The sequence below is a fragment of the Cupriavidus sp. WKF15 genome (assembly GCF_029278605.1).
Taxonomy (GTDB): Bacteria; Pseudomonadota; Gammaproteobacteria; order Burkholderiales; family Burkholderiaceae; genus Cupriavidus.
The window spans coordinates 2239540-2258582 of the sequence record NZ_CP119572.1; the positions used below are offsets into that span (position 1 = coordinate 2239540).

Annotated in this window: 20 protein-coding genes; 5 read left to right on the forward strand and 15 right to left on the reverse strand. The window is 66.4% G+C overall.

Annotated elements, in window-relative coordinates; genetic code table 11:
* Positions 1–42: 42 nt before the first annotated feature.
* From bamC to CupriaWKF_RS10450, 6 genes are all read right to left on the reverse strand, one after another.
* Entirely contained in the window at positions 43–1275 is a 1233-nt protein-coding gene (gene bamC / locus CupriaWKF_RS10425; protein ID WP_276097823.1) for an outer membrane protein assembly factor BamC, read from the reverse strand.
* 46 nt (positions 1276–1321) lie between these two features.
* Complete coding sequence (gene dapA, locus CupriaWKF_RS10430; protein WP_276097824.1) at positions 1322–2206, reverse strand: 4-hydroxy-tetrahydrodipicolinate synthase; 885 nt, start codon at positions 2204–2206, stop codon at positions 1322–1324.
* A gap of 137 nt (positions 2207–2343) precedes the next feature.
* Complete coding sequence (locus tag CupriaWKF_RS10435) at positions 2344–2919, reverse strand: class I SAM-dependent methyltransferase (RefSeq protein ID WP_276097825.1); 576 nt, start codon at positions 2917–2919, stop codon at positions 2344–2346.
* Positions 2920–2929: 10 nt separating this feature from the next.
* Positions 2930–3595 carry a site-2 protease family protein gene (locus CupriaWKF_RS10440; RefSeq protein ID WP_276097826.1) on the reverse strand — a complete coding sequence of 222 codons (666 nt, stop codon included), beginning with the start codon at positions 3593–3595 and terminating at the stop codon, positions 2930–2932.
* A gap of 52 nt (positions 3596–3647) precedes the next feature.
* Positions 3648–4271: an L-threonylcarbamoyladenylate synthase gene (locus CupriaWKF_RS10445; RefSeq protein ID WP_276097827.1), complete on the reverse strand. Its 624-nt coding sequence runs from the start codon at positions 4269–4271 to the stop codon at positions 3648–3650.
* An 85-nt stretch (positions 4272–4356) separates the two neighbouring features.
* Positions 4357–5202, reverse strand: a complete 846-nt coding sequence (locus CupriaWKF_RS10450) for a 3',5'-nucleoside bisphosphate phosphatase (protein ID WP_276097828.1) — start codon at positions 5200–5202, stop codon at positions 4357–4359.
* 153 nt (positions 5203–5355) lie between these two features.
* Here CupriaWKF_RS10450 and CupriaWKF_RS10455 point away from each other — a divergent pair, with 153 nt between their 5' ends.
* On the forward strand, positions 5356–6444 hold the full coding sequence (locus CupriaWKF_RS10455; RefSeq protein ID WP_276097829.1) for an NAD(P)/FAD-dependent oxidoreductase: 1089 nt from the start codon (positions 5356–5358) through the stop codon (positions 6442–6444).
* 11 nt (positions 6445–6455) lie between these two features.
* Here CupriaWKF_RS10455 and CupriaWKF_RS10460 read toward each other — a convergent pair whose 3' ends face one another.
* Complete coding sequence (locus tag CupriaWKF_RS10460) at positions 6456–7349, reverse strand: alpha/beta hydrolase (protein ID WP_276097830.1); 894 nt, start codon at positions 7347–7349, stop codon at positions 6456–6458.
* A 121-nt stretch (positions 7350–7470) separates the two neighbouring features.
* Here CupriaWKF_RS10460 and CupriaWKF_RS10465 point away from each other — a divergent pair, with 121 nt between their 5' ends.
* Positions 7471–9201: an AMP-binding protein gene (locus CupriaWKF_RS10465; RefSeq protein WP_276097831.1), complete on the forward strand. Its 1731-nt coding sequence runs from the start codon at positions 7471–7473 to the stop codon at positions 9199–9201.
* On the opposite strand, the gene CupriaWKF_RS10470 is transcribed toward CupriaWKF_RS10465, so the two are convergent.
* The gene (locus CupriaWKF_RS10470) at positions 9198–10052 is read right to left on the reverse strand and encodes a ferritin-like domain-containing protein (RefSeq protein WP_276097832.1); all 855 of its coding nucleotides are present in this window, start codon (positions 10050–10052) and stop codon (positions 9198–9200) included. The two genes, CupriaWKF_RS10465 and CupriaWKF_RS10470, sit on opposite strands and share 4 nt — an antisense overlap.
* A 154-nt stretch (positions 10053–10206) precedes the next feature.
* On the opposite strand from CupriaWKF_RS10470, the gene CupriaWKF_RS10475 reads away from it, so the two are divergent.
* From CupriaWKF_RS10475 to CupriaWKF_RS10485, 3 genes are all read left to right on the forward strand, one after another.
* Positions 10207–10731 carry a gamma carbonic anhydrase family protein gene (locus CupriaWKF_RS10475; RefSeq protein ID WP_276097833.1) on the forward strand — a complete coding sequence of 175 codons (525 nt, stop codon included), beginning with the start codon at positions 10207–10209 and terminating at the stop codon, positions 10729–10731.
* A gap of 42 nt (positions 10732–10773) precedes the next feature.
* Entirely contained in the window at positions 10774–11775 is a 1002-nt protein-coding gene (locus CupriaWKF_RS10480) for an Hsp33 family molecular chaperone HslO (protein WP_276097834.1), read from the forward strand.
* 150 nt (positions 11776–11925) lie between these two features.
* A complete protein-coding gene (locus CupriaWKF_RS10485; protein WP_276097835.1) occupies positions 11926–12312 on the forward strand; it encodes a hypothetical protein in 387 nt (128 codons plus the stop codon).
* A 45-nt stretch (positions 12313–12357) separates the two neighbouring features.
* Here CupriaWKF_RS10485 and ftsB read toward each other — a convergent pair whose 3' ends face one another.
* The 7 genes from ftsB to CupriaWKF_RS10520 form a co-directional block, all read right to left on the reverse strand.
* A complete protein-coding gene (gene ftsB, locus CupriaWKF_RS10490) occupies positions 12358–12699 on the reverse strand; it encodes a cell division protein FtsB (protein ID WP_276097836.1) in 342 nt (113 codons plus the stop codon).
* A 159-nt stretch (positions 12700–12858) separates the two neighbouring features.
* Complete coding sequence (gene eno, locus CupriaWKF_RS10495; RefSeq protein WP_276097837.1) at positions 12859–14148, reverse strand: phosphopyruvate hydratase; 1290 nt, start codon at positions 14146–14148, stop codon at positions 12859–12861.
* A 106-nt stretch (positions 14149–14254) separates the two neighbouring features.
* The gene (locus CupriaWKF_RS10500; protein ID WP_276097838.1) at positions 14255–14548 is read right to left on the reverse strand and encodes a DUF1330 domain-containing protein; all 294 of its coding nucleotides are present in this window, start codon (positions 14546–14548) and stop codon (positions 14255–14257) included.
* An 82-nt stretch (positions 14549–14630) separates the two neighbouring features.
* Positions 14631–15500 (reverse strand): 3-deoxy-8-phosphooctulonate synthase, encoded by an 870-nt coding sequence (gene kdsA / locus CupriaWKF_RS10505; protein ID WP_276097839.1) that lies wholly within the window; start codon positions 15498–15500, stop codon positions 14631–14633.
* Positions 15501–15526: 26 nt separating this feature from the next.
* Entirely contained in the window at positions 15527–17179 is a 1653-nt protein-coding gene (locus CupriaWKF_RS10510; protein ID WP_276097840.1) for a CTP synthase, read from the reverse strand.
* 128 nt (positions 17180–17307) lie between these two features.
* Positions 17308–18114 carry an alpha/beta hydrolase gene (locus tag CupriaWKF_RS10515; protein WP_276097841.1) on the reverse strand — a complete coding sequence of 269 codons (807 nt, stop codon included), beginning with the start codon at positions 18112–18114 and terminating at the stop codon, positions 17308–17310.
* Between the two features lie 13 nt (positions 18115–18127).
* Complete coding sequence (locus CupriaWKF_RS10520; RefSeq protein ID WP_276097842.1) at positions 18128–18949, reverse strand: peptidase; 822 nt, start codon at positions 18947–18949, stop codon at positions 18128–18130.
* Positions 18950–19043 lie beyond the last annotated feature (94 nt).

The following is a 19043-nucleotide window of genomic DNA, read 5'->3' on the forward strand; positions in this document are numbered from 1 at the left end:
ACCGGGCCGGATGGCCCGTTCGATCGGCCTGCACACCAGGCGTCAGTGGAGTTGCTCGTCGAGCAGCGAGAGGATGCGCTTGCCGACTTCGCCGTTCTCCGGCTGGCCCGCTTCGTTGAGCACCGTCACGAGCGTACCCGATCCAGTGCCCTTGAGCGCCACGCGGTACTTCTTGGCAGTCTTCGCATCATCCGGCTTGGTGAACAGCTTGGAGAAGAAGCCACGGCTGTCGACGCTGGTGCGCGGATCGACATAGCGCACGTAGTACAGGCCCTGCGCACGGTCGCGGTCTTCCACGGTGAAGTTCACGCGATCGAGCGACAGGCCCACCGAACGCCAGGCACGGTCGAACGGCTCCGGCAGTTGCAGCGCCGGAGCGCCGTTGACCTGCGACAGGTACGACTTGCCGGCTGCCGAGGACGTCTCGCCCGCGGCGGCTGCACCAGTTGCCGCCGCACCGGTTGCTGCTGCAGCTGCGCTGTTGCCGGCCGGCGTCGGGCTCTTGGCCATCCGGTCGGCCTGCTCCTTCTGCACGCCCAGGCGTTGTGCCAGGCGCGAGAGGAATTCGGCTTCCAGCTCCGGATCGGCCGGACGCGGCGTCCAGACGGTGGTCGACTTGTCGACACCGGTCAGTTGCTCCTGCGCGCCGCGATGGCTGATGAAGACCTCGAGCGTGCCGTTCTGCGAGCGCTCCACACGCGTGCGGAACTTGTCGCGCTCCGACGTCGAGTACAGGCCGTCGAACACCTTGCCGATGGTATTGCGGATGATGTCCTGAGGAATCTTGGCGCGATTCTCCGCCCAGTCGGTTTCCATGATGCCGGTCTCAGGCGAATCCTGGACCAGTAGGAAACCGCTTTCCTGCCAGAAGCCGCGCAGCGATTGCCACAGCTGGTCGGCACGCATGCCATTGCTGATCACCAGCCAGCGCTGGTTGCCGTCGCGCTCCATGCGGATGCCCTGCGCCGAAGGCAGGACGTTTTCCGTCGGCGAGGCTTCGCGCGTCTTGGTCGCCTGGCTGTAGTTCGACAGCGTCGACGTGCCGTTCTGGTCGGGCACTGAGTAGCGGCGATCGCCTTCCAGCTTGGTCAGGTCGGGCGGAATATCGAGCGACGGGGTACGCTTCGAAGCCGACGACTTGTAGTCGATCTTGTCCGGCTGCATCGCTTCATTGATGCTGCTGCAGCCCGTGATTACGCCTGCGGCAAGCACGGGCACAACCAGTGCGGCGCGGCGGACTTGCATCGCGCCACGGCGGTTAAGCTTGAGTTTCATTGACACGCAATCCTAGTTGATGGGAGCGGCACGGGTGCGCCGGAAATCAGCGCAGCAGGCCGGCGGCGGCCAGTGCCTTGCGCACGGTCTCGTAGTTGGACTCGGACAGCGGCGTGAGCGGCAGGCGGATGCCGCCTTCCATCTTGCCCATCTGCTGCAGGGCCCACTTGACCGGAATCGGGTTGGCCTCGCAGAACATTGCCTTGTTCAGCTCGATCAGTTCCATGTGCAGGCGGCGCGCGGTCACCACGTCGCCCTTGAGCGCGGCCGCGCACATCTCGTGCATCTTGCGCGGCGCGACGTTGGCGGTCACCGAGATGTTGCCCTTGCCGCCCAGCAGGATCAGCGCCACGGCGGTGGGATCGTCACCGCTGTAGATCGCAAAGCCTTCCGGCGCGTCCTTGATCAGCTGCGCGGCGCGGTCGATGTTGCCGGTCGCTTCCTTCACCCCGACGATGCCAGGCACCTGCGCCAGGCGCAGGATGGTGTCGTTGTTCATGTCCGCAACGGTGCGGCCCGGCACGTTGTACAGCAGCACGGGCAGATCCACCGCCTCGGCAATGGTGCGGAAATGCCGGTACATGCCTTCCTGGGTCGGCTTGTTGTAGTACGGCACGACCTGCAGCGAGGCGTCGGCACCAACCTTCTTGGCGAAGGCCGTCAGCTCGATGGCTTCATTCGTCGAGTTGCCGCCGGTACCGGCGATGATGGGAATCCGCTTGCCTGCCTGCCCCACCGCCACGCGAATCAGTTCGCAATGCTCGTCCACCGAGACGGTGGGCGATTCGCCGGTGGTGCCAACGATCACGATGGCATCGGTGCCCTCGGCCACGTGCCAGTCGACGAGTGCGCGCAGTGCCGGATAGTCCAGGCTGCCGTCCTCATGCATCGGGGTGACGATGGCAACAATGCTGCCGGTAATCTGTGTCATAACGTTAGGGAATTCGGGATGCGAATAACAGGATTGTACCGGAACCGCCGGCCGCCTCGACCGATGTTCCGACACGGGGTTAAACCAAGCGTATCAACGTGTGAAGCAGCATTCTCGCGGACCAACGGGGCGCCACTTCACGCGGGCAGCCGGTAGCGCGGCCGCACGTCGCTGCCTGCCGCTTGCGCCACCTCGCGCACGGCACACAGACGCTGCACGAAAGCCGTTCCGGGCACTTCGAGCACGCCATCCTCATAGCCGATCACACGCAGTCCGTGCATGCGCGCCACTTCCAGCAGTTCGCCGGGTTGCAGCAGGAAATCAGGCCGCGAGGGCTTGCCGACGGTCTCGTTTCCGCTGGCAAAGGTCTCATACAGCAGCACGCCGCCCGGTGCCAGCGCATCGGCAAGGTCGGACCACAGCGGGCGATGCAGGTAATTGGTGACAACCACGGCATCGAACGGCGCCTCGCCGGCGAGCGGCCATGTGCCCTGCTCAAGGTCCTCGACGCGCCCGGCAATGGGCGCTGGCAGCGCCGCAATGGCTTCGGCATCGCGGTCGACGCCGACCACCGCATGGCCGCGTTCGGCAAACCAGCGCGCATGGCGGCCGCTGCCGCATGCGAGATCGAGCACCCGGCCTGCCGGACGCACGAGGTGGGCCCAGCGCGTGACCCATTCAGACGGAGCGCCGGTCGGCGCGTGGGCGAGCATGGACAGCACCTTACTGCAACAGCATGATGATTGGCCGCAGCATCAACTCCACGATCGAGCTGAGCAGGTTGATCACCGGCCGCATCCAGACCGACGTGATCACGCCGGCCGCGACCAGGGCCAGCACGACGAAAATGCCATACGGCTCGATGCGCGACACCGAATAGGCCACGCGCGGCGGCAGCAGTGCGGTCAGCACGCGGCCACCGTCCAGTGGCGGAATCGGGAACAGGTTGAACGCCGCCACCACCAGGTTGACCAGCACCCCGGCGCGCGCCATTTCGCTGAAGAACGGCTCGGACACCCGCGCCCAGGCCAGCCCGATCGCGATCAGCGCCCACAGGAAGGCCTGCACGACATTGCTGGCCGGCCCGGCCAGTGCCACCCACATGCCATGCCAGCGCGGGTTGCGCAGCCGCCCGAAATCGACCGGTACGGGCTTGGCGTAGCCAAACACGAACTGACCGCTCGTCAGCAGGTACAGCAGCAACGGCACGGCGATGGTGCCGATCGGATCGATGTGCCGCGCCGGGTTCAGGCTCACGCGCCCCAGCGCATAGGCAGTGGTGTCGCCGAAGTGCTTGGCCACATAGCCGTGCGATGCCTCGTGCAGCGTGATCGCGAACAGCACCGGCAGGGCATAGACGGCAAAGGTTTGAATGAGGGAAGAATCCATGAGGCTTATTGTACCGGGCAGGCTGGCTGCCGGATCACTCACCGGCGGGAATTCAGAGGCCGAAGCGTGCGATGTCGCCCCTTCCGGCGCGCACCAGTTCCGGTTCGCCGCTGGTCAGGTCGATCACGGTCGTGGGCTGGGCCGGCGCGGGCCCGCCGCAAATCACGAGGTCCAGCAGCTTCTCGAGCCGTGCCCGGATCTCCGCGGGATCGTTCATCGGCTCCTCGTCGCCGGGCATTTGCAGCGTCGCGGTCAGCAGGGGTTCGCCGCCTTCGGCCAGCAGCGCCAGCGGGATGGCGTGATCGGGCACGCGCACGCCGATGGTCTTGCGGGCCGGGTGCGACAGCCGGCGCGGCACTTCCTTGGTCGCCTCGAGGATGAAGACGTACGGCCCCGGCGTGGCGCCCTTGATCCAGCGGTACTGCCGGTTGTCGACACGCGCGAAGCTGCCCAGCTCGGACAGGTCGCTGCACATCAGCGTGAGATGGTGCTTGTCATCGATGCCGCGCAGCCGGCGCAGGCGCTCCACCGCCGCCTTGTCGTCAAGCTGGCAGGCGAGCGCATAGCTGGAGTCGGTCGGCAGCGCGATCAGCCCGCCCTGGCGGATGATCTGCGCGGCCTGCTTGACGAGGCGCGACTGCGGGTTGAGCGGGTGGATCTCGAAGTACTGTGACATGGCCGGGCTCAGGTGCGGGTTCGGACGGGATTCGCGGCCGGCGGCCAGGCACTCTCGCCCGCGCCAGCCCGGCGGTCTGGGCAGGTTACCAGTCGTGCCATACGGGCGTGACCGTAGCGGGCAAGGGAGGCAAGGCACCCAGTTCCACGCGCCCCTCGCCGGGACCGTGGAAGTCCGAGCCGCGCGATGCCAGCAGGCCGTAGTGCCGGGCCACGTCGGCGTAGCGCCGGTACTGGTCCGGCGTGTGGCTGCCCGTCACCACCTCGACCGCGCCGCCACCCAGCGCCGTGAACTCGTCGAATAGCGCATCGTGCTGCGTATCGGTGTAGTTGTAGCGACCCGGGTGGGCCATTACGGCAATGCCGCCAGCCGCGCGGATCCAGCCAATGGCCTCGGACAGGTTCGCCCAGCGATGCCCCACGTAGCCAGGCCGCCCCTCGGACAGGTACTGGCTGAAGACGTCGCTGATCGTGGCGCAGTAGCCCTCGTCCACTAGCCAGCGGGCGAAATGGGTTCGCGAGATCAGGTCCGGGTTGCCGACATGCTTGAGCGCGCCCTGGTAGGCACCTTCGATGCCGATCTTCGCCAACGCGTCCCCAATATCGCGGGCCCGCCGCGCACGGCCCGAGCGCGTGTCGGCCAGCCCGTCGATCAGCTCCGGGCAGAACGGGTCGATCCGCAGGCCGACGATATGCACGGTCTGCCCGGCCCACGTCACCGAGACTTCGACGCCCGGGACATAGCGCATGCCCAGGGCCTCGGCAGCGGCACGCGCCTCGGCCTGGCCACCGACCTCGTCGTGGTCCGTGAGCGACCACAACCGCACGCCGCCGGCATGCGCGCGCTCGGCCACGGCGCGTGGCGACAGTGTGCCGTCGGACACGGTGGAATGGCAGTGCAGGTCGGCGTTGAGTGTGCGGGGGTCGGGCATGTGGCTATTCTACTCCCCCTATGTGCCTTCGGGCTGGCTCGACCGGTACGCGGCGCCGCAACGCAAAGCCCTTGCCGGCAACGCTGGCGTCGGCGGGACGGCGCCGGCGGCGCGGTATAGTCGGGTTTTGGAATTTCCGCCGCACTCAAGCCAATGCCCACCGACAACGCCACTGCCCTGCCCGGGACCGCCGACACCACCACCACCGACGTGCTGATCGTCGGAGCCGGCCCGGTTGGCCTGTTCGCCGCCTTCCAGGCCGGCGTGCTTGGCCTGAAATGCGAGCTGATCGATGTGCTGGATCGCGCCGGCGGCCAATGCACCGAGCTATACCCCGAGAAGCCGATCTACGACATCCCGGCCGTGCCGGGCTGCCTGGCCCAGGATCTCGTGGACCGCCTGCTGGAACAGTGCGCGCCCTTTGCCTTCCCGATGCACTTCAACCAGCGTGCCGAGGGCGTGACCGAAGTGCTGCCCGTACAGGGCCACGGCCATCCGCGCCTGCTGGTGACCACCGACAACGGCAAGCGCTTCGACGTTGCCGCCGTGCTGGTCTGCTCCGGTGCCGGCGCCTTTGCGCCGCAGCGCGTGTCGCTGCCGGAAGCCCCGGCGCTGGAAGGCCGTCATGTGCATTACGCGGTGCGCGACGTGTCGCGCTTCGCCGGCAAGCGCGTGATCGTAGCAGGCGGCGGTGATTCCGCGCTGGACTGGGCGCTCGCGCTGCGCAAGGTGGCTGCGCGCGTCACGCTGCTGCACCGGCGCGATGGCTTCCGCGCCGCCGACGGCACGGTGGCGGAAATGCACGCGGCCGTGGCGGCCGGCGAGATGGATTTCGTCGTCGGCATGCTTGGCGCGCTCAAGACCAGCGGCGAGGGCAACGATGCCGCGCTCACGGAGATCGAGGTCCGCAGCCGCGACGGCGTCCAGACCCTGCCCGCGGACGAACTGGTGGCGCTCTACGGACTGGTCTCGGAACCCGGCCCGATCGCGCAGTGGGACATGGACATGCGCGCCGGCCGCATCCTGGTCGACACCACCACCTACGAAAGCTCGCGGCGCGGCATTTTCGCGGCCGGCGACATCGCCTACTACGCCAACAAGCAGAAGCTGATCCTGTCAGGCTTCCACGAGGCCGCGCTGGCCTTGCGCAAGGCCTATCACTACGCGTTTCCCGAGAAGTCGCTGGTGCACGTGCACACCAGCAACAACGCGGCGCTTAAAGAAAAGCTCACGCACGCCTGAGCACCGCGCGCTCAGGTGCAGAACGACTCGATCAGCGCTGCCACCGCGGCGGGCTGGTCATGGTGCAGCATGTGGCCCGCATCATCGATCACCGCCTCGCGGAAATCGCGGAACGCGCGGAAGCGCTCGCGGAATTCCTCGAGCGTCTGCTTGTGGGCGATATGGCGCAGCGTTTCCGAATCGCGCGCCTCCACATGCAGCACCGGGGCGCTCACCTGCGCCCAGATCGCCATGATCTCGTCGAGGCGGTACAGCATCGGGTTCACCAGCTTGTGCGCCGGATCGCCAAGGATCTCCCAGCGCCCGGCCTCGTTGCGGCGCGACCAGTGTTCGGCAAGGAACGCGGCGCGGTCGTCGGGCAGCCGCGGATTGGTCTTCTGCAGCCGCGCCGCCACGCCGGCAAGATCGTCGTAGGTACGCAGCTCCGGCCCCTGGCGCAATTCGTCGAGCCAGCGCGCGTAGCGTTTCGGCGCCTGCTCGGCACGTGTCTGCGTCAAGCCGAACCCTTCCAGATCCACTACCCGGCGCACACGCCCGGGGCGGATGCCCGCATACAGGCAAGACACATTGGCACCCATGCTGTGCCCCACCAGGTCCACCTGCCCGTCGGGCTGGTAGTGGTCGAGCAGCGCCTCCAGGTCGGCGAGGTAGTCGGCAAACCAGTATGACTGCGTGCCCGGATAGTGCGTCGGCCAGTCGCTTTCGCCAAAGCCGCGCCAGTCGGGCGCGATCACGTGCCACTCCCGCTCCAGGCAGTCGACCAGGAACTGGAACGATGCCGCCACGTCCATCCAGCCATGCAGCATGAACAGCTTCGGCGCGCCCGGCGTTCCCCACTGCCGCACGTGATAGCGCAGCCCACGTAACGTGATAAATTCAGAACGCGAGGTTTCCTTGATGGTCATCTGTCTCCCCTGGTTGCAGGCTTTCCCAGCCTCGCCCGGCCCCGGAGGCCGGCGTGGAAGCCCGCTTAAAATCGAACGATCGTTCGCAGAATTATAGCGAGACTGACAAGGAGACAGCAGGATGGCTGCAGCGGGCCTGCCGGCGAGCCGGCGCGACGATTACCAGTCGCTCTACGATACTTTCCGCTGGGAGGTGCCCGCGCACTTCAACTTGGCTGAAGCGTGCTGTGGCCGCTGGGCACGCGACCCGGCCACGGCCGACCACATTGCGGTCTATACCGAGCATGAGGATGGGCGCCGCGACGCCTTCAGTTGCGCGTACCTGCAAGCCGAATCCAACCGGCTGTCGGCAGCGCTGCGCGGGCTTGGCGTGCAGCGTGGCGACCGCGTTGCCATCGTGATGCCGCAACGCATCGAGACCGCCATTGCCTACATGGCGATCTTTCAGCTCGGCGCCATCGCCACACCGCTGTCGATGTTGTTCGGGCCCGAGGCGCTGGCCTACCGCATCGGCCACAGCGAGTCTGTCGTGGCGATCGCGGATGAGACCTCGATCGACAACGTTCTCGCCGCGCGCCCGGAATGTCCGACGCTCGCCACCGTGATCGCCGCCGGCGAAGCGCGCGGGCGCGGCGACCACGACTGGGACGTCCTGCTGGCCGCGCAACTGCCGACCTTCACAGCCGAGCAAACCAAGGCCGAGGAAGCCGCCGTGCTGATCTACACCAGCGGCACCACGGGGCCGCCCAAGGGCGCGCTGATCCCGCACCGGGCGCTGATCGGCAACCTCCCCGGCTTTGTCTGCTCGCAGAACTGGTATCCGCAGGACGACGACGTATTCTGGAGCCCCGCCGACTGGGCCTGGACCGGCGGCCTGTGGGATGCACTGATGCCGGCGCTCTATTTCGGCAAGCCGATCCTCGGCTACCAGGGCCGGTTCTCGGCCGAGCGCGCGTTCGAGCTGCTAGAGCGCTACGCCGTCACCAACACCTTCCTGTTTCCGACCGCGCTCAAGCAGATGATGAAGGCCTGCCCCGACCCGCGGCAACGCTACACGCTGAAGCTGCGCGCGCTGATGAGCGCCGGCGAAGCGGTCGGCGAAACCGTCTTCAGCTGGTGCCGCGATGCCATGGGCGTGATCGTCAACGAGATGTTCGGCCAGACCGAGATCAACTACATCGTCGGCAACTGCACAGCCCAGCACGACGAGGCGCGCCTGGGCTGGCCGGCACGGCCGGGCTCGATGGGCCGGCCCTACCCGGGCCATCGCGTACAGGTCATCGATGACGAAGGCCGGCCGTGCGTGCCCGGCGAGGATGGCGAGGTCGCGGTCTGCACCACCGACATCCACGGCCATCCCGATCCGGTCTTTTTCCTCGGCTACTGGAAGAACGAAGCGGCCACCGCCGCCAGGTATGTGGAGCGCGACGGCCAGCGCTGGTGCCGCACCGGCGACCTGGCCCGCGTCGATGCCGACGGCTACCTCTGGTACCAGGGCCGTGCCGACGATGTCTTCAAGTCGTCGGGCTACCGCATCGGCCCGAGCGAGATCGAGAACTGCCTGCTCAAGCATCCGGCCGTGTCCAACTGCGCGGTGGTGCCTTCGCCGGATGCGGAGCGCGGCGCGGTGGTCAAGGCCTTCATCGTGCTCACGCCTGCGGTGGCGCGCTCGTTCGACAGCGACGCCGCGCTGGTGACCGCATTGCAGGAGCACGTGCGCGACCAGCTCGCGCCTTACGAATACCCGAAGAAGATCGAGTTCATCGACCAGTTGCCGATGACGACTACCGGGAAAGTCCAGCGACGGGTGCTCAGGCTGCTGGAGCAGGAGCGTGCGGCCGGCAAGCGCTAACCGGCCGAGGCCTCCAGCCATGCCAGCTCATCCTCGTCGAAACCGGCGGCGCGGCGCGCAGCGAGGTTGAACGGGCCGCGCAGTTTCGGCGCGCGGTGCTGCAGCGCCAGCGCGGCATAGGTCGATACCGGGTCGAGCCCGCGCTGCTCGCAAAGCCAGCGGTACCAGCGGTTGCCGATGGCCACGTGCCCCACTTCATCGCGCAGGATGATGTCGATGATGGCGGCGGCCGCGTGGTCGCCCGCACCGGCCAGCTTCGCGCGCACCGGTGGCGAGGCATCGAGCCCGCGCGCTTCCAGCGTGCGCGGCACCAGCGCCATGCGCGCCAGCACGTCGCCCGCGGTGCGGTCGCACATCTCCCACAGGCTGTTGTGGGCAGGGAAATCGCCATAGCCAAAGCCAAGCGTGCCGAGATGGTCGGCCAGCAACGTGAAATGCAGCGCCTCCTCGTCGGCCACGCGCAGCCAGTCGCGGTAGTAGTCCGCCGGCATGCAGGGAAAGCGCCAGACCGCGTCGAGCGCCAGGTTGATGGCGTTGAATTCGATGTGGCACAGCGCGTGAATCATGGCGGCGCGCCCGTCATCGGTATGCAGCGAGCGGCGACGCTGGACCCGTTGCGGCGGCACCAGTTCGGGCCGCGGCGGGCGGCCCGGAATGCGCTGCGCCGCGTCGGCGGCAATGTGATCTTCCGCCCCCAAACGAGCGGCATCGGCCTGCGCGAAGTCCCGGAACAGTGCGCGCGCGGCCTTGGCCTTGTCCCTCGCATCGGTCAGGCAAAGCACGCCGAGTGCCTGCTGGCGCAACGTTTGTGGAGGATCAGGCAAATGGGCGTCGGGTGAAATCTCTGGCATGGGCGTAAAATCCGGTCTGCCGCCATTGTAGAGCCGCGCCGGGCGCTCCCGGCCATGCATGCGGCGAGCCGGCGCCAAGGCCGGCCGCGACAACTCCCGGCTCTTTAAAGGCCGGCGGCAATCCCCAGATAACAACTTTCGTGCAGGAGATTCCATGGCGCTGTACCAGCTCGGCGAACTCGTTCCCAATATCGATCAGGACGCCTACGTGGCCCCCGAAGCCACCATCATCGGCAACGTGACGCTGAAGTCGCGCGCCAGTGCATGGCCGGGCGTGGTGATCCGGGGCGACAACGAACCGATCGTGGTCGGTGCCGACACCAACATCCAGGAAGGCTCCGTGCTGCATACCGACCCGGGCTGCCCGCTGACGCTGGGCGACAAGGTCTCGATCGGCCACCAGGCCATGCTGCACGGCTGCACCGTTGGCGAGGGCTCGCTGATCGGCATCCAGGCGGTGGTGCTGAACCGCGCCGTGATCGGCAAGGAATGCCTGGTTGGCGCGGGTGCCGTGGTGACCGAGGGCAAGGTGTTCCCGGACCGTTCGCTGATCCTGGGCGCTCCGGCCAAGGTGGTGCGCGAACTGACCGACCAGGACGTGGCCAACCTGTACCGCAATGCCGAGACCTACGCCACGCGCCAGGCCATGTACAAGCAACAGCTCAAGCGGATCGACTGACAGGCACCGCGGCAGCTACAACCGATTGACAGACAGATTATTGTGACTGATACGACCACTACCGACACCCTGCAGAAATTCCTGTTCGACGCGGCCCCCGTGCGCGGCGAACTGGTCCGCATGGAAGCCACCTGGCGCGAAGTGCTGAACCGCCACGCCTATCCCGCGCCGGTGCGGCGCGTGCTGGGCGAGATGATGGCTGCCGCCGCGCTGCTGTCGGCCAACCTCAAGTTCAACGGCGCGCTCGTGATGCAGCTGCATGGCGATGGCCCGGTGCGCATGCTGGTGGTGGAGTGCCTGTCCGACCTGTCGATGCGCGCCACCGCAAAACTGGCGGAAGGCGTGCAGATCGCCGACGACGCCACGCTGCCCGACCTCGTCAATGTCCACGGCCACGGCCGCTTTGCCATTACGCTCGACCCGAAGGACAAGCTGCCGGGCCAGCAGCCCTATCAAGGCATCGTGCCGCTGGCTGACACCCATGGTCCGCTGGCCAGCATGAGCGCCGTGCTGGAGCACTACATGCAGGCCTCCGAGCAGCTCGACACGCGCCTGTGGCTGGCCGCCGACGACCATACTGCGGCCGGCATGCTGCTGCAGAAGCTGCCGTCCTACGGCGGCACGCAGGAAGTCGGCGAAACCGGTGCGGCCCTGTCGGGCCACGGCCGTGCGCAGGACCTGGACACCTGGGACCGCGCCTGCCAGCTCGGCCACACGCTGAAAGCGGAAGAGCTGCTGGCCGAGACGCCGGACACGCTGCTGCGCCGCCTGTTCTGGGAAGACCTGCAAGAGGCCGGGCTGCGCGTCTTCGAGCCGCTCACCCCGCACTTCCATTGCTCGTGCTCGCGTGCCAAGGTGGCGGGCATGCTGCAGTCACTGGGACAGGACGAGATTGACGGCATCGTGGCCGAACGCGGCAATGTGGAGATCCATTGCGATTTCTGCGGCCAGCGCTATGAATTCGATGCGGTGGACTGCGCCCAGCTGTTCACGCCCGCGCATGTCGCCACCGGCGCTGGCGAAGGCGTTCATCACCAGCACTGATCCCCGGACTGGCCCATTGGGCCGGCGGTGCAGCGGACATGTCGGGTGCGAACCACCCGGCAGGGTGCAAGTCCAACGGCTAAGCTGATATCGATGGCGCCGTCGCCTCAAGGCTGGCGCCGACGCTCCAACCCGTCATTGGTCGCTGCCATGTCCGTCGCCCGTCTGTCTCGCTCCCTGCCTGTCCTGCCAGCATTGCTGGCTGCCGCACTGCTGGCTGGCGGCTGTGCCGCCCCGGTACCGCGCGATATCAACGGCACGCCCGCCACTGCGCGCCTGGCCCCGGATGCCGCATCTACGGCCCCGCTCAGCGTCGGGCAGATTCAGCAGCTCGATGCCCTGAACCAGCAGATCCTGCGTGACCAGGAAGCCGCCATCGGCCGGCAACAGGCGGCCGAAGCGGCCTACCGCGCGGCGTATGCCTATCCCAATACGAGCTGGAACCTGTTCTATGGAGGCTGGGGTGGCGGCCACTGGGGCGGTGGCATGAGCGTCAGCTCGCCCGGCTACTGGGGCGGCTACCCATACTGGTGGTAAAGATGACAAAGCCGGCCGCGCCTGGGCCGGCCAGCTGGCGAGTGCTCAGTGGTGACCGGTGGCTGCGGGCGAGTTCGGCGGCGGCGGCAGCGGCGGCGTGGCGCTGACCTTGGGCGCCGGCGCGACGAACTGCACGAACACCTCGCCATCCTTCACCATGCCCAGCTCGTAGCGGGCACGCTCCTCGATGGCACCCGTACCGTCCTGCAAGTCCTTCACTTCCCCCTCCAGCTTGGCATTGCGCAGCTTCAGCGTCTGATTGTGAGTGACCTGCTCCTCGACTTGCCGGTTCAGTTCCCAGACGCGCAGCCAGCCGCCCTTGCCGAGCCAGAGCGGATACTGGATGGCGAGCAACAGCACGAACAACAGCAAAGAAATCAGGCGCATGAGGCGTGGCGGACAAAAATTTCCGCACAATGATGTGCGAACTCGGGCCGGAAGGCAATGCCGGCCAGATTTCGATACAAATCCGGATACAAAAACGGCGGCGGCACGGATCGAGTCCGTGCCGCCGCCGTCAGGGGCGCGTCAGGTGCCTGCGCTGGTTCAGCGCAGGTTGTAGAACGCGCTCTTGCCCGGGTAGCTGGCGATATCGCCGAGGTCTTCCTCGATGCGCAGCAGCTGGTTGTACTTCGAGATACGGTCCGAACGCGACAGCGAACCGGTCTTGATCTGGCCGGCGTTGGTGCCCACGGCGATGTCGGCAATGGTGCTGTCTTCGGTTTCGCCCGAACGGTGCGAGATCACGGCGGTGTAGCCGGCACGCTTGGCCATCTCGATGGCGGCGAAGGTCTCGGTCAGCGTGCCGATCTGGTTGATCTTGATGAGGATCGAGTTGCCGATGCCCTTCTCGATGCCTTCCTTCAGGATCTTGGTGTTGGTCACGAACAGGTCGTCGCCCACCAGCTGAACGCGCGTGCCCAGCTTTTCGGTCAGCGTCTTCCAGCCGTCCCAGTCGCCTTCGGCCATGCCGTCCTCGATCGAGACGATCGGGAACTTGTCGCACAGGTTGGCCAGGTAGTCGGCGAATTGCGTCGACGACAGCTTCAGGCCTTCGCCTTCGAGCTGGTACACGTCTTCGGCTTCGTGGTAGAACTCGCTGGCGGCGCAGTCCAGCGCCAGCAGCACGTCCTCGCCCATGCGGTAGCCGGCCTTCTCGACGGCCTGGACGATGGTGTTCAGGCACTCCTCGTTCGACGAGAAGTTCGGGGCGAAGCCGCCCTCGTCGCCCACGGCGGTGGACATGCCCTTGTCGGCCAGGATCTTCTTCAGCGCGTGGAAGACCTCGGCGCCGCAGCGCAGGGCTTCACGGAAGCTGCTCGCCGACACCGGCATGATCATGAATTCCTGGATGTCCAGGCTGTTGTTGGCGTGCGCGCCGCCGTTGACGATGTTCATCATCGGCACCGGCATCTGCATCGCGCCCGAGCCGCCGAAATAGCGGTACAGCGGCAGCCCGGCTTCTTCGGCGGCGGCCTTGGCCACGGCCATCGACACCGCCAGCATGGCGTTGGCGCCCAGGCGGCTCTTGTTCTCGGTGCCGTCCAGGTCGATCAGGGTGCGGTCCAGGAAGGCCTGCTCGGAAGCGTCCAGGCCCATGATGGCTTCGGAGATCTCGGTGTTGATATGCTCGACAGCCTTCAGCACGCCCTTGCCCAGGTAGCGGCTCTTGTCGCCGTCGCGCAGCTCGATGGCTTCGCGCGAACCGGTCGACGCGCCCGACGGCACAGCCGCACGGCCCATCACGCCGGATTCCAGCAGCACGTCGCATTCGACGGTGGGATTGCCACGCGAGTCGAGAACCTCGCGACCGATGATATCTACGATTGCACTCATGAATTCCTCTCTGACTGTTGATTCTTGCTGCTGCTGATTACTGCAACCTGCTCGTGTGTCAGGGCGATGTCACGCGCCCGGAAAAGGCAAAACAGGGCTTGCCGGCTCAGGCCGCGCCCTCGACCACGATCATGTTCATGCGCGCCGCATGCTCGCGTGCCTTGCGGGCAGCACGGTAGGCCTCCCCGTCATGGAAGGCCTTGGCGGCGTCGAAGCTGGGGAATTTCAGCACGACGACGCGGGTGGGCGCCCATTCCCCTTCAAGGTTCTCGGACTTGCCGCCGCGCACCAGCACTTCCGCGCCATGGATCTGCATGGCCTTGCTGGAGAGCACCTTGTATTCCTCGTACTGCTGGGGGTCCGTCACGTCGACGTAGGCGATGATATAGCCGGCGGCCATGCTGTATCTCCCGATGTTTTGTATTGTCTTTCGATACGGTTTGTCACGGCCGGCCTAGCGGCAGTGACAAACCGGGGCCTGTTCAGGCGCAGGCAGGCCAGCCGAAGTTGTCTTCAAGGAAGCCGGCACGCTTGACCAGCGTGTCGAGGTCCTTGAGCACGGCCAGCAGTTCCTTCATGCGCGACAGCGGCACCGCGTTCGGGCCATCGGACATGGCCTTGCTCGGGTCCGGGTGCGTTTCCATGAACAGCCCGGCCACGCCGGTGGCCACCGCAGCACGCGACAGCACGGGCACGAACTCGCGCTGACCGCCCGAACTGGTACCCTGCCCGCCCGGCAGCTGCACCGAGTGAGTGGCGTCGAACACTACCGGGGCGCCGGTCTCGCGCATGATCGCGAGCGAGCGCATGTCCGAGACCAGGTTGTTGTAGCCGAAGGACACGCCGCGCTCGCAGGCCATGAAGACGTCGTCCGGCAGGCCGGCTTCGCGCGCGGCGTCGCGGGCCTTGTCGATCACGTTCTTCATGTCGTGCGGCGCCAGGAACTGGCCCTTCTTGATATTCACCGGCTTGCCGCTCTGGGCGCAGGCACGGATGAAATCGGTCTGGCGGCACAGGAACGCCGGCGTCTGCAGCACATCGACCACGGCCGCCACCGGCTTGACCTCGTCGATCTCGTGGATGTCGGTCAGCACCGGCACGCCGATCTCGCGCCTCACGGTCGCCAGGATCTCCAGGCCCTTCTCCATCCCAAGGCCGCGGAACGACTTGCCCGACGAACGGTTGGCCTTGTCGAACGACGACTTGTAGATGAACGGGATACCCAGCTCGCCGGTGATCTTCTTGAGCTCGCCGGCGGTATCGAGCGCCATCTGCTCGGACTCGATCACGCACGGGCCGGCGATCAGGAAGAACGGCTTGTCGAGGCCAGCCTCGAATCCACAGAGTTTCATGACAGTCTCCTGCTTGGCGCCCGGCTTCAGGCGCCCTTGCGCTGCTGGCCGGCCAGCGCGGCTTCGACGTAGGCCTTGAACAGCGGGTGGCCGTCGCGCGGCGTGGAGGTGAATTCCGGGTGGAACTGCACGCCGACGAACCACGGGTGCATCGACTCCGGCAGCTCCATCATCTCGGGCAGGTTCTCGGTCGGGGTGCGCGCGGAGATCACCATGCCGGCGTCTTCGAGCGTCGGCACATAGTGGTTGTTGACCTCGTAGCGGTGACGGTGACGCTCGTTGACCTCGGCGCCGTAGATCGACGCGGCCTTGGTCCCTTCCTTCACCGGCACGCGCTGCGCGCCCAGGCGCATGGTGCCGCCCAGATCCGATTCCGCCGAACGCTGCTCGACCTTGCCTTCGCGGTCGACCCACTCGGTGATCAGCGCGACCACCGGGTGTTCGGTTTCCAGGTTGAATTCGGTCGAGTTGGCGTCAGCCATGTTTGCCACGTGGCGGGCAAACTCGATCACGGCGAGCTGCATGCCCAGGCAGATACCCAGGTACGGAATCTTGTTCTCGCGAGCGTACTGGATCGCGCGGATCTTGCCTTCCGTGCCGCGCTTGCCGAAGCCGCCCGGCACCAGGATGGCGTCCAGCGGGGCCAGCACTTCCAGGTGGCCCGATTCAAGTTCCTCGGAATCGATGTACTCGATGTTCACGCGCGTGGCGGTGTGCATGCCGGCGTGGCGCAGCGCCTCGATCAGCGACTTGTACGACTCGGTCAGGTCGACGTACTTGCCAACCATGCCGATGGTGATCTCGTGCTGCGGGTTTTCCTGCGCGTTGACCAGCTTCTGCCACATCGACAGGTCGGCCGGCTTCGGGTCCAGGCGCAGCTCTTCGCAGATCAGGCGGTCGAGGCCCTGCTCGTTGAGCATCTGCGGGATCTTGTAGATGCTGTCAGCATCCCACACCGAAATCACGGCGTCCTGGGGGATGTTGGCGAACAGCGAAATCTTGGCGCGTTCGTCGTCCGGGATCGGGCGGTCGGCGCGGCACAGCAGCGCGGTCGGCGAAATGCCGATTTCGCGCAGCTTCTGCACCGAGTGCTGCGTCGGCTTGGTCTTCAGCTCGCCGGCGCTGGCAATGAACGGCACCAGGGTCAGGTGCACGAACGCGCAGCGGTTGCGGCCCATGCGCAGGCTCATCTGGCGCGCGGCTTCCAGGAACGGCAGCGATTCGATGTCACCGACGGTACCGCCGATTTCCACCAGCGCCACGTCGGCCTTGCCGTCGTGCGAGGCAGCGGCGCCCTTCTCGATGAAGGCCTGGATCTCGTTGGTGATGTGCGGGATCACCTGCACGGTCTTGCCCAGGTATTCGCCGCGGCGTTCCTTGCGGATCACCGATTCGTAGATCTGGCCCGTGGTGAAGTTGTTCGACTTGCGCATCTTGGCCGAGACGAAACGCTCGTAGTGGCCGAGATCGAGGTCGGTTTCCGCGCCGTCTTCCGTGACGAACACCTCGCCATGCTGGAAGGGGCTCATCGTGCCGGGATCGACGTTGATGTAGGGATCTAGCTTGAGGAGGGTGACTTTGAGGCCGCGCGACTCAAGAATGGCCGCGAGCGAGGCAGCAGCGATGCCCTTGCCGAGAGAAGAGACGACGCCACCGGTGACGAAGACGAATTTGGTCATAAACCGAGCTTGCCGGGGAAATCGGGATTATACATGAGACCCCGTCCCCCGCAGGCCCGGAAATTTGTGACAAGCGCAGGCCGGCGGCCGGTCTTCGGCGCCTCTGCGGCGCATTCGCCGCTTGCGGTTCAGCGCCCGTCGCGCCGCATTCCGGCGATCAGTTCGCGGATCAGTTGCGCGGTCTCCTGCGGCCGCTCCATCGGGTAGAGATGGCCGCCTTCGATGAAGCGCAGGTTCTCGCCGACCAGCTTGCGCGTGGCGCCAAGTCCACATTGCCTGACCTCGCGTGATTTCGTGCCGGCCACGAAGCCGACCGGTACCGGCGCACCGCGCGCTACCTTGCGGCCCAGGCCGGTCGGCAGCGTGCGGTAGATCCAGTATTCCACCTCGCGGTTGAAGCGCAGCTGCCGCTCGCTGTCCTTGCCGGTCGGCTCGGTCCCATGCAGCGCATAGTCGCGCAGCATTTCCTGATCCCAGATCGCGAAGTTCGGTTTCGACCGGAAGTGCTCCCAGACCGCTTCGGCATCCGGCCAGTGCGTGCGCCGGTTTTTGGTCACCGCGGCGGGGCCCGGCTTCTCGTCCATGCCGAGCATCTGCGCTGTCTTCAGCAACGACGCGCGCCAGCCCGCGATGATCGGCGAATCGAGCATCACCACGCCGCGCACCCACTCGGGGCGCCGCAGCGCGGCCATCAGCGACAGGAAGCCGCCAAGCGAATGCCCGACCAGCCATACCGGCTCGCGGTACTGGCGCTGCACCAGATCGAGCAGCTCCTCCACCAGATGCGGCCAGCCGCGCGTCACCGGATATTCGGGCCGGTGCCCGTAGCGCTCGACGGCGCGGAACTCGAAATCGCCCTCGAGTTCGGCGAACAGCTTGCGGTAGGTCGGCACCGGAAAGCCATTGGCATGGGAAAAATGGATGATCTCGCGCATCGCCCCGCCCCGCTCAGTCCTGCGTGCGCGAACGCTCGCGCGTGGCCCGCACCGGCTGCCCCCAGCGGTCGGCCTCGTCCGTGCGCGCAAGCGGAAACTCGGCCTCGCGCGAGGCATCCCACTCCGGGTCATGGATCTCGCCGAACACCTGGCGCAGGCGCTGGCCCCAGGTGTCGCGGATCATGCGGAAATAGGCGTTCTTCTCGTCGATGTTGACGAAGTGCGTGACCCGCAGCGTGTCGGCCTCGTAGACCAGCAGATCGAGCGGCAGGCCCACGGAGATGTTCGACTTCAGTGTCGAATCCATCGAGATCAGCGCGCATTTGGCGCCTTCGCCGAGCGGCAGCGACGGGTGCACCACGCGGTCGATGATCGGCTTGCCGTACTTGGCTTCTCCGATCTGGAAATAGCAGTTCTCGGGCGTGGCCTCGACGAAATTGCCGGCCGCGTAGACGTTGAACAGCCGCATGCGCTCGCCGCGGATCTGCCCGCCGAAGATCAGGCTCACATTGAACTCGATGCCGGCATCGCGCATCGCATGGGCATCGCGCTTGTGCACCTGGCGCACGGCATCGCCGACGATGGAAGCGGCCTCGAACATATCGCGCGCGGTCCATAGCGAGCGCTTCTCGTCGCGCCCCTCGACCAGGCACTGGCGCACCGACTGGCTGATGGCAAGATTGCCGGCGGTCAGCAGCACCATCACGCGGTCGCCAGGCTCTTCGAACACCGTCATCTTGCGTGCGGTGGAAATCGCGTCGACACCGGCATTGGTGCGCGAATCGGAAAGGAACACCAGGCCGGCATCGAGCCGCATGGCAACACAGTAGGTCATGGTCTTGTCGTCGGAACCGTGCGGGGTTGCAGCGGGAATTCTAGCGCCCGCTGGCCTGCTGCGGGCGCCGGCATCACCGGTTTCGAGACAGTGT

Coding starts and splice junctions, on each gene's coding strand:
- bamC (WP_276097823.1), bottom strand. CDS start 1,275: ATGAAACTCAAGCTTAACCGCCGTGGCGCGATGCAAGTCCGCCGCGCC.
- dapA (WP_276097824.1), bottom strand. CDS start 2,206: ATGACACAGATTACCGGCAGCATTGTTGCCATCGTCACCCCGATGCAT.
- CupriaWKF_RS10435 (WP_276097825.1), bottom strand. CDS start 2,919: ATGCTCGCCCACGCGCCGACCGGCGCTCCGTCTGAATGGGTCACGCGC.
- CupriaWKF_RS10440 (WP_276097826.1), bottom strand. CDS start 3,595: ATGGATTCTTCCCTCATTCAAACCTTTGCCGTCTATGCCCTGCCGGTG.
- CupriaWKF_RS10445 (WP_276097827.1), bottom strand. CDS start 4,271: ATGTCACAGTACTTCGAGATCCACCCGCTCAACCCGCAGTCGCGCCTC.
- CupriaWKF_RS10450 (WP_276097828.1), bottom strand. CDS start 5,202: ATGCCCGACCCCCGCACACTCAACGCCGACCTGCACTGCCATTCCACC.
- CupriaWKF_RS10455 (WP_276097829.1), top strand. CDS start 5,356: ATGCCCACCGACAACGCCACTGCCCTGCCCGGGACCGCCGACACCACC.
- CupriaWKF_RS10460 (WP_276097830.1), bottom strand. CDS start 7,349: ATGACCATCAAGGAAACCTCGCGTTCTGAATTTATCACGTTACGTGGG.
- CupriaWKF_RS10465 (WP_276097831.1), top strand. CDS start 7,471: ATGGCTGCAGCGGGCCTGCCGGCGAGCCGGCGCGACGATTACCAGTCG.
- CupriaWKF_RS10470 (WP_276097832.1), bottom strand. CDS start 10,052: ATGCCAGAGATTTCACCCGACGCCCATTTGCCTGATCCTCCACAAACG.
- CupriaWKF_RS10475 (WP_276097833.1), top strand. CDS start 10,207: ATGGCGCTGTACCAGCTCGGCGAACTCGTTCCCAATATCGATCAGGAC.
- CupriaWKF_RS10485 (WP_276097835.1), top strand. CDS start 11,926: ATGTCCGTCGCCCGTCTGTCTCGCTCCCTGCCTGTCCTGCCAGCATTG.
- ftsB (WP_276097836.1), bottom strand. CDS start 12,699: ATGCGCCTGATTTCTTTGCTGTTGTTCGTGCTGTTGCTCGCCATCCAG.
- eno (WP_276097837.1), bottom strand. CDS start 14,148: ATGAGTGCAATCGTAGATATCATCGGTCGCGAGGTTCTCGACTCGCGT.
- CupriaWKF_RS10500 (WP_276097838.1), bottom strand. CDS start 14,548: ATGGCCGCCGGCTATATCATCGCCTACGTCGACGTGACGGACCCCCAG.
- kdsA (WP_276097839.1), bottom strand. CDS start 15,500: ATGAAACTCTGTGGATTCGAGGCTGGCCTCGACAAGCCGTTCTTCCTG.
- CupriaWKF_RS10510 (WP_276097840.1), bottom strand. CDS start 17,179: ATGACCAAATTCGTCTTCGTCACCGGTGGCGTCGTCTCTTCTCTCGGC.
- CupriaWKF_RS10515 (WP_276097841.1), bottom strand. CDS start 18,114: ATGCGCGAGATCATCCATTTTTCCCATGCCAATGGCTTTCCGGTGCCG.
- CupriaWKF_RS10520 (WP_276097842.1), bottom strand. CDS start 18,949: ATGACCTACTGTGTTGCCATGCGGCTCGATGCCGGCCTGGTGTTCCTT.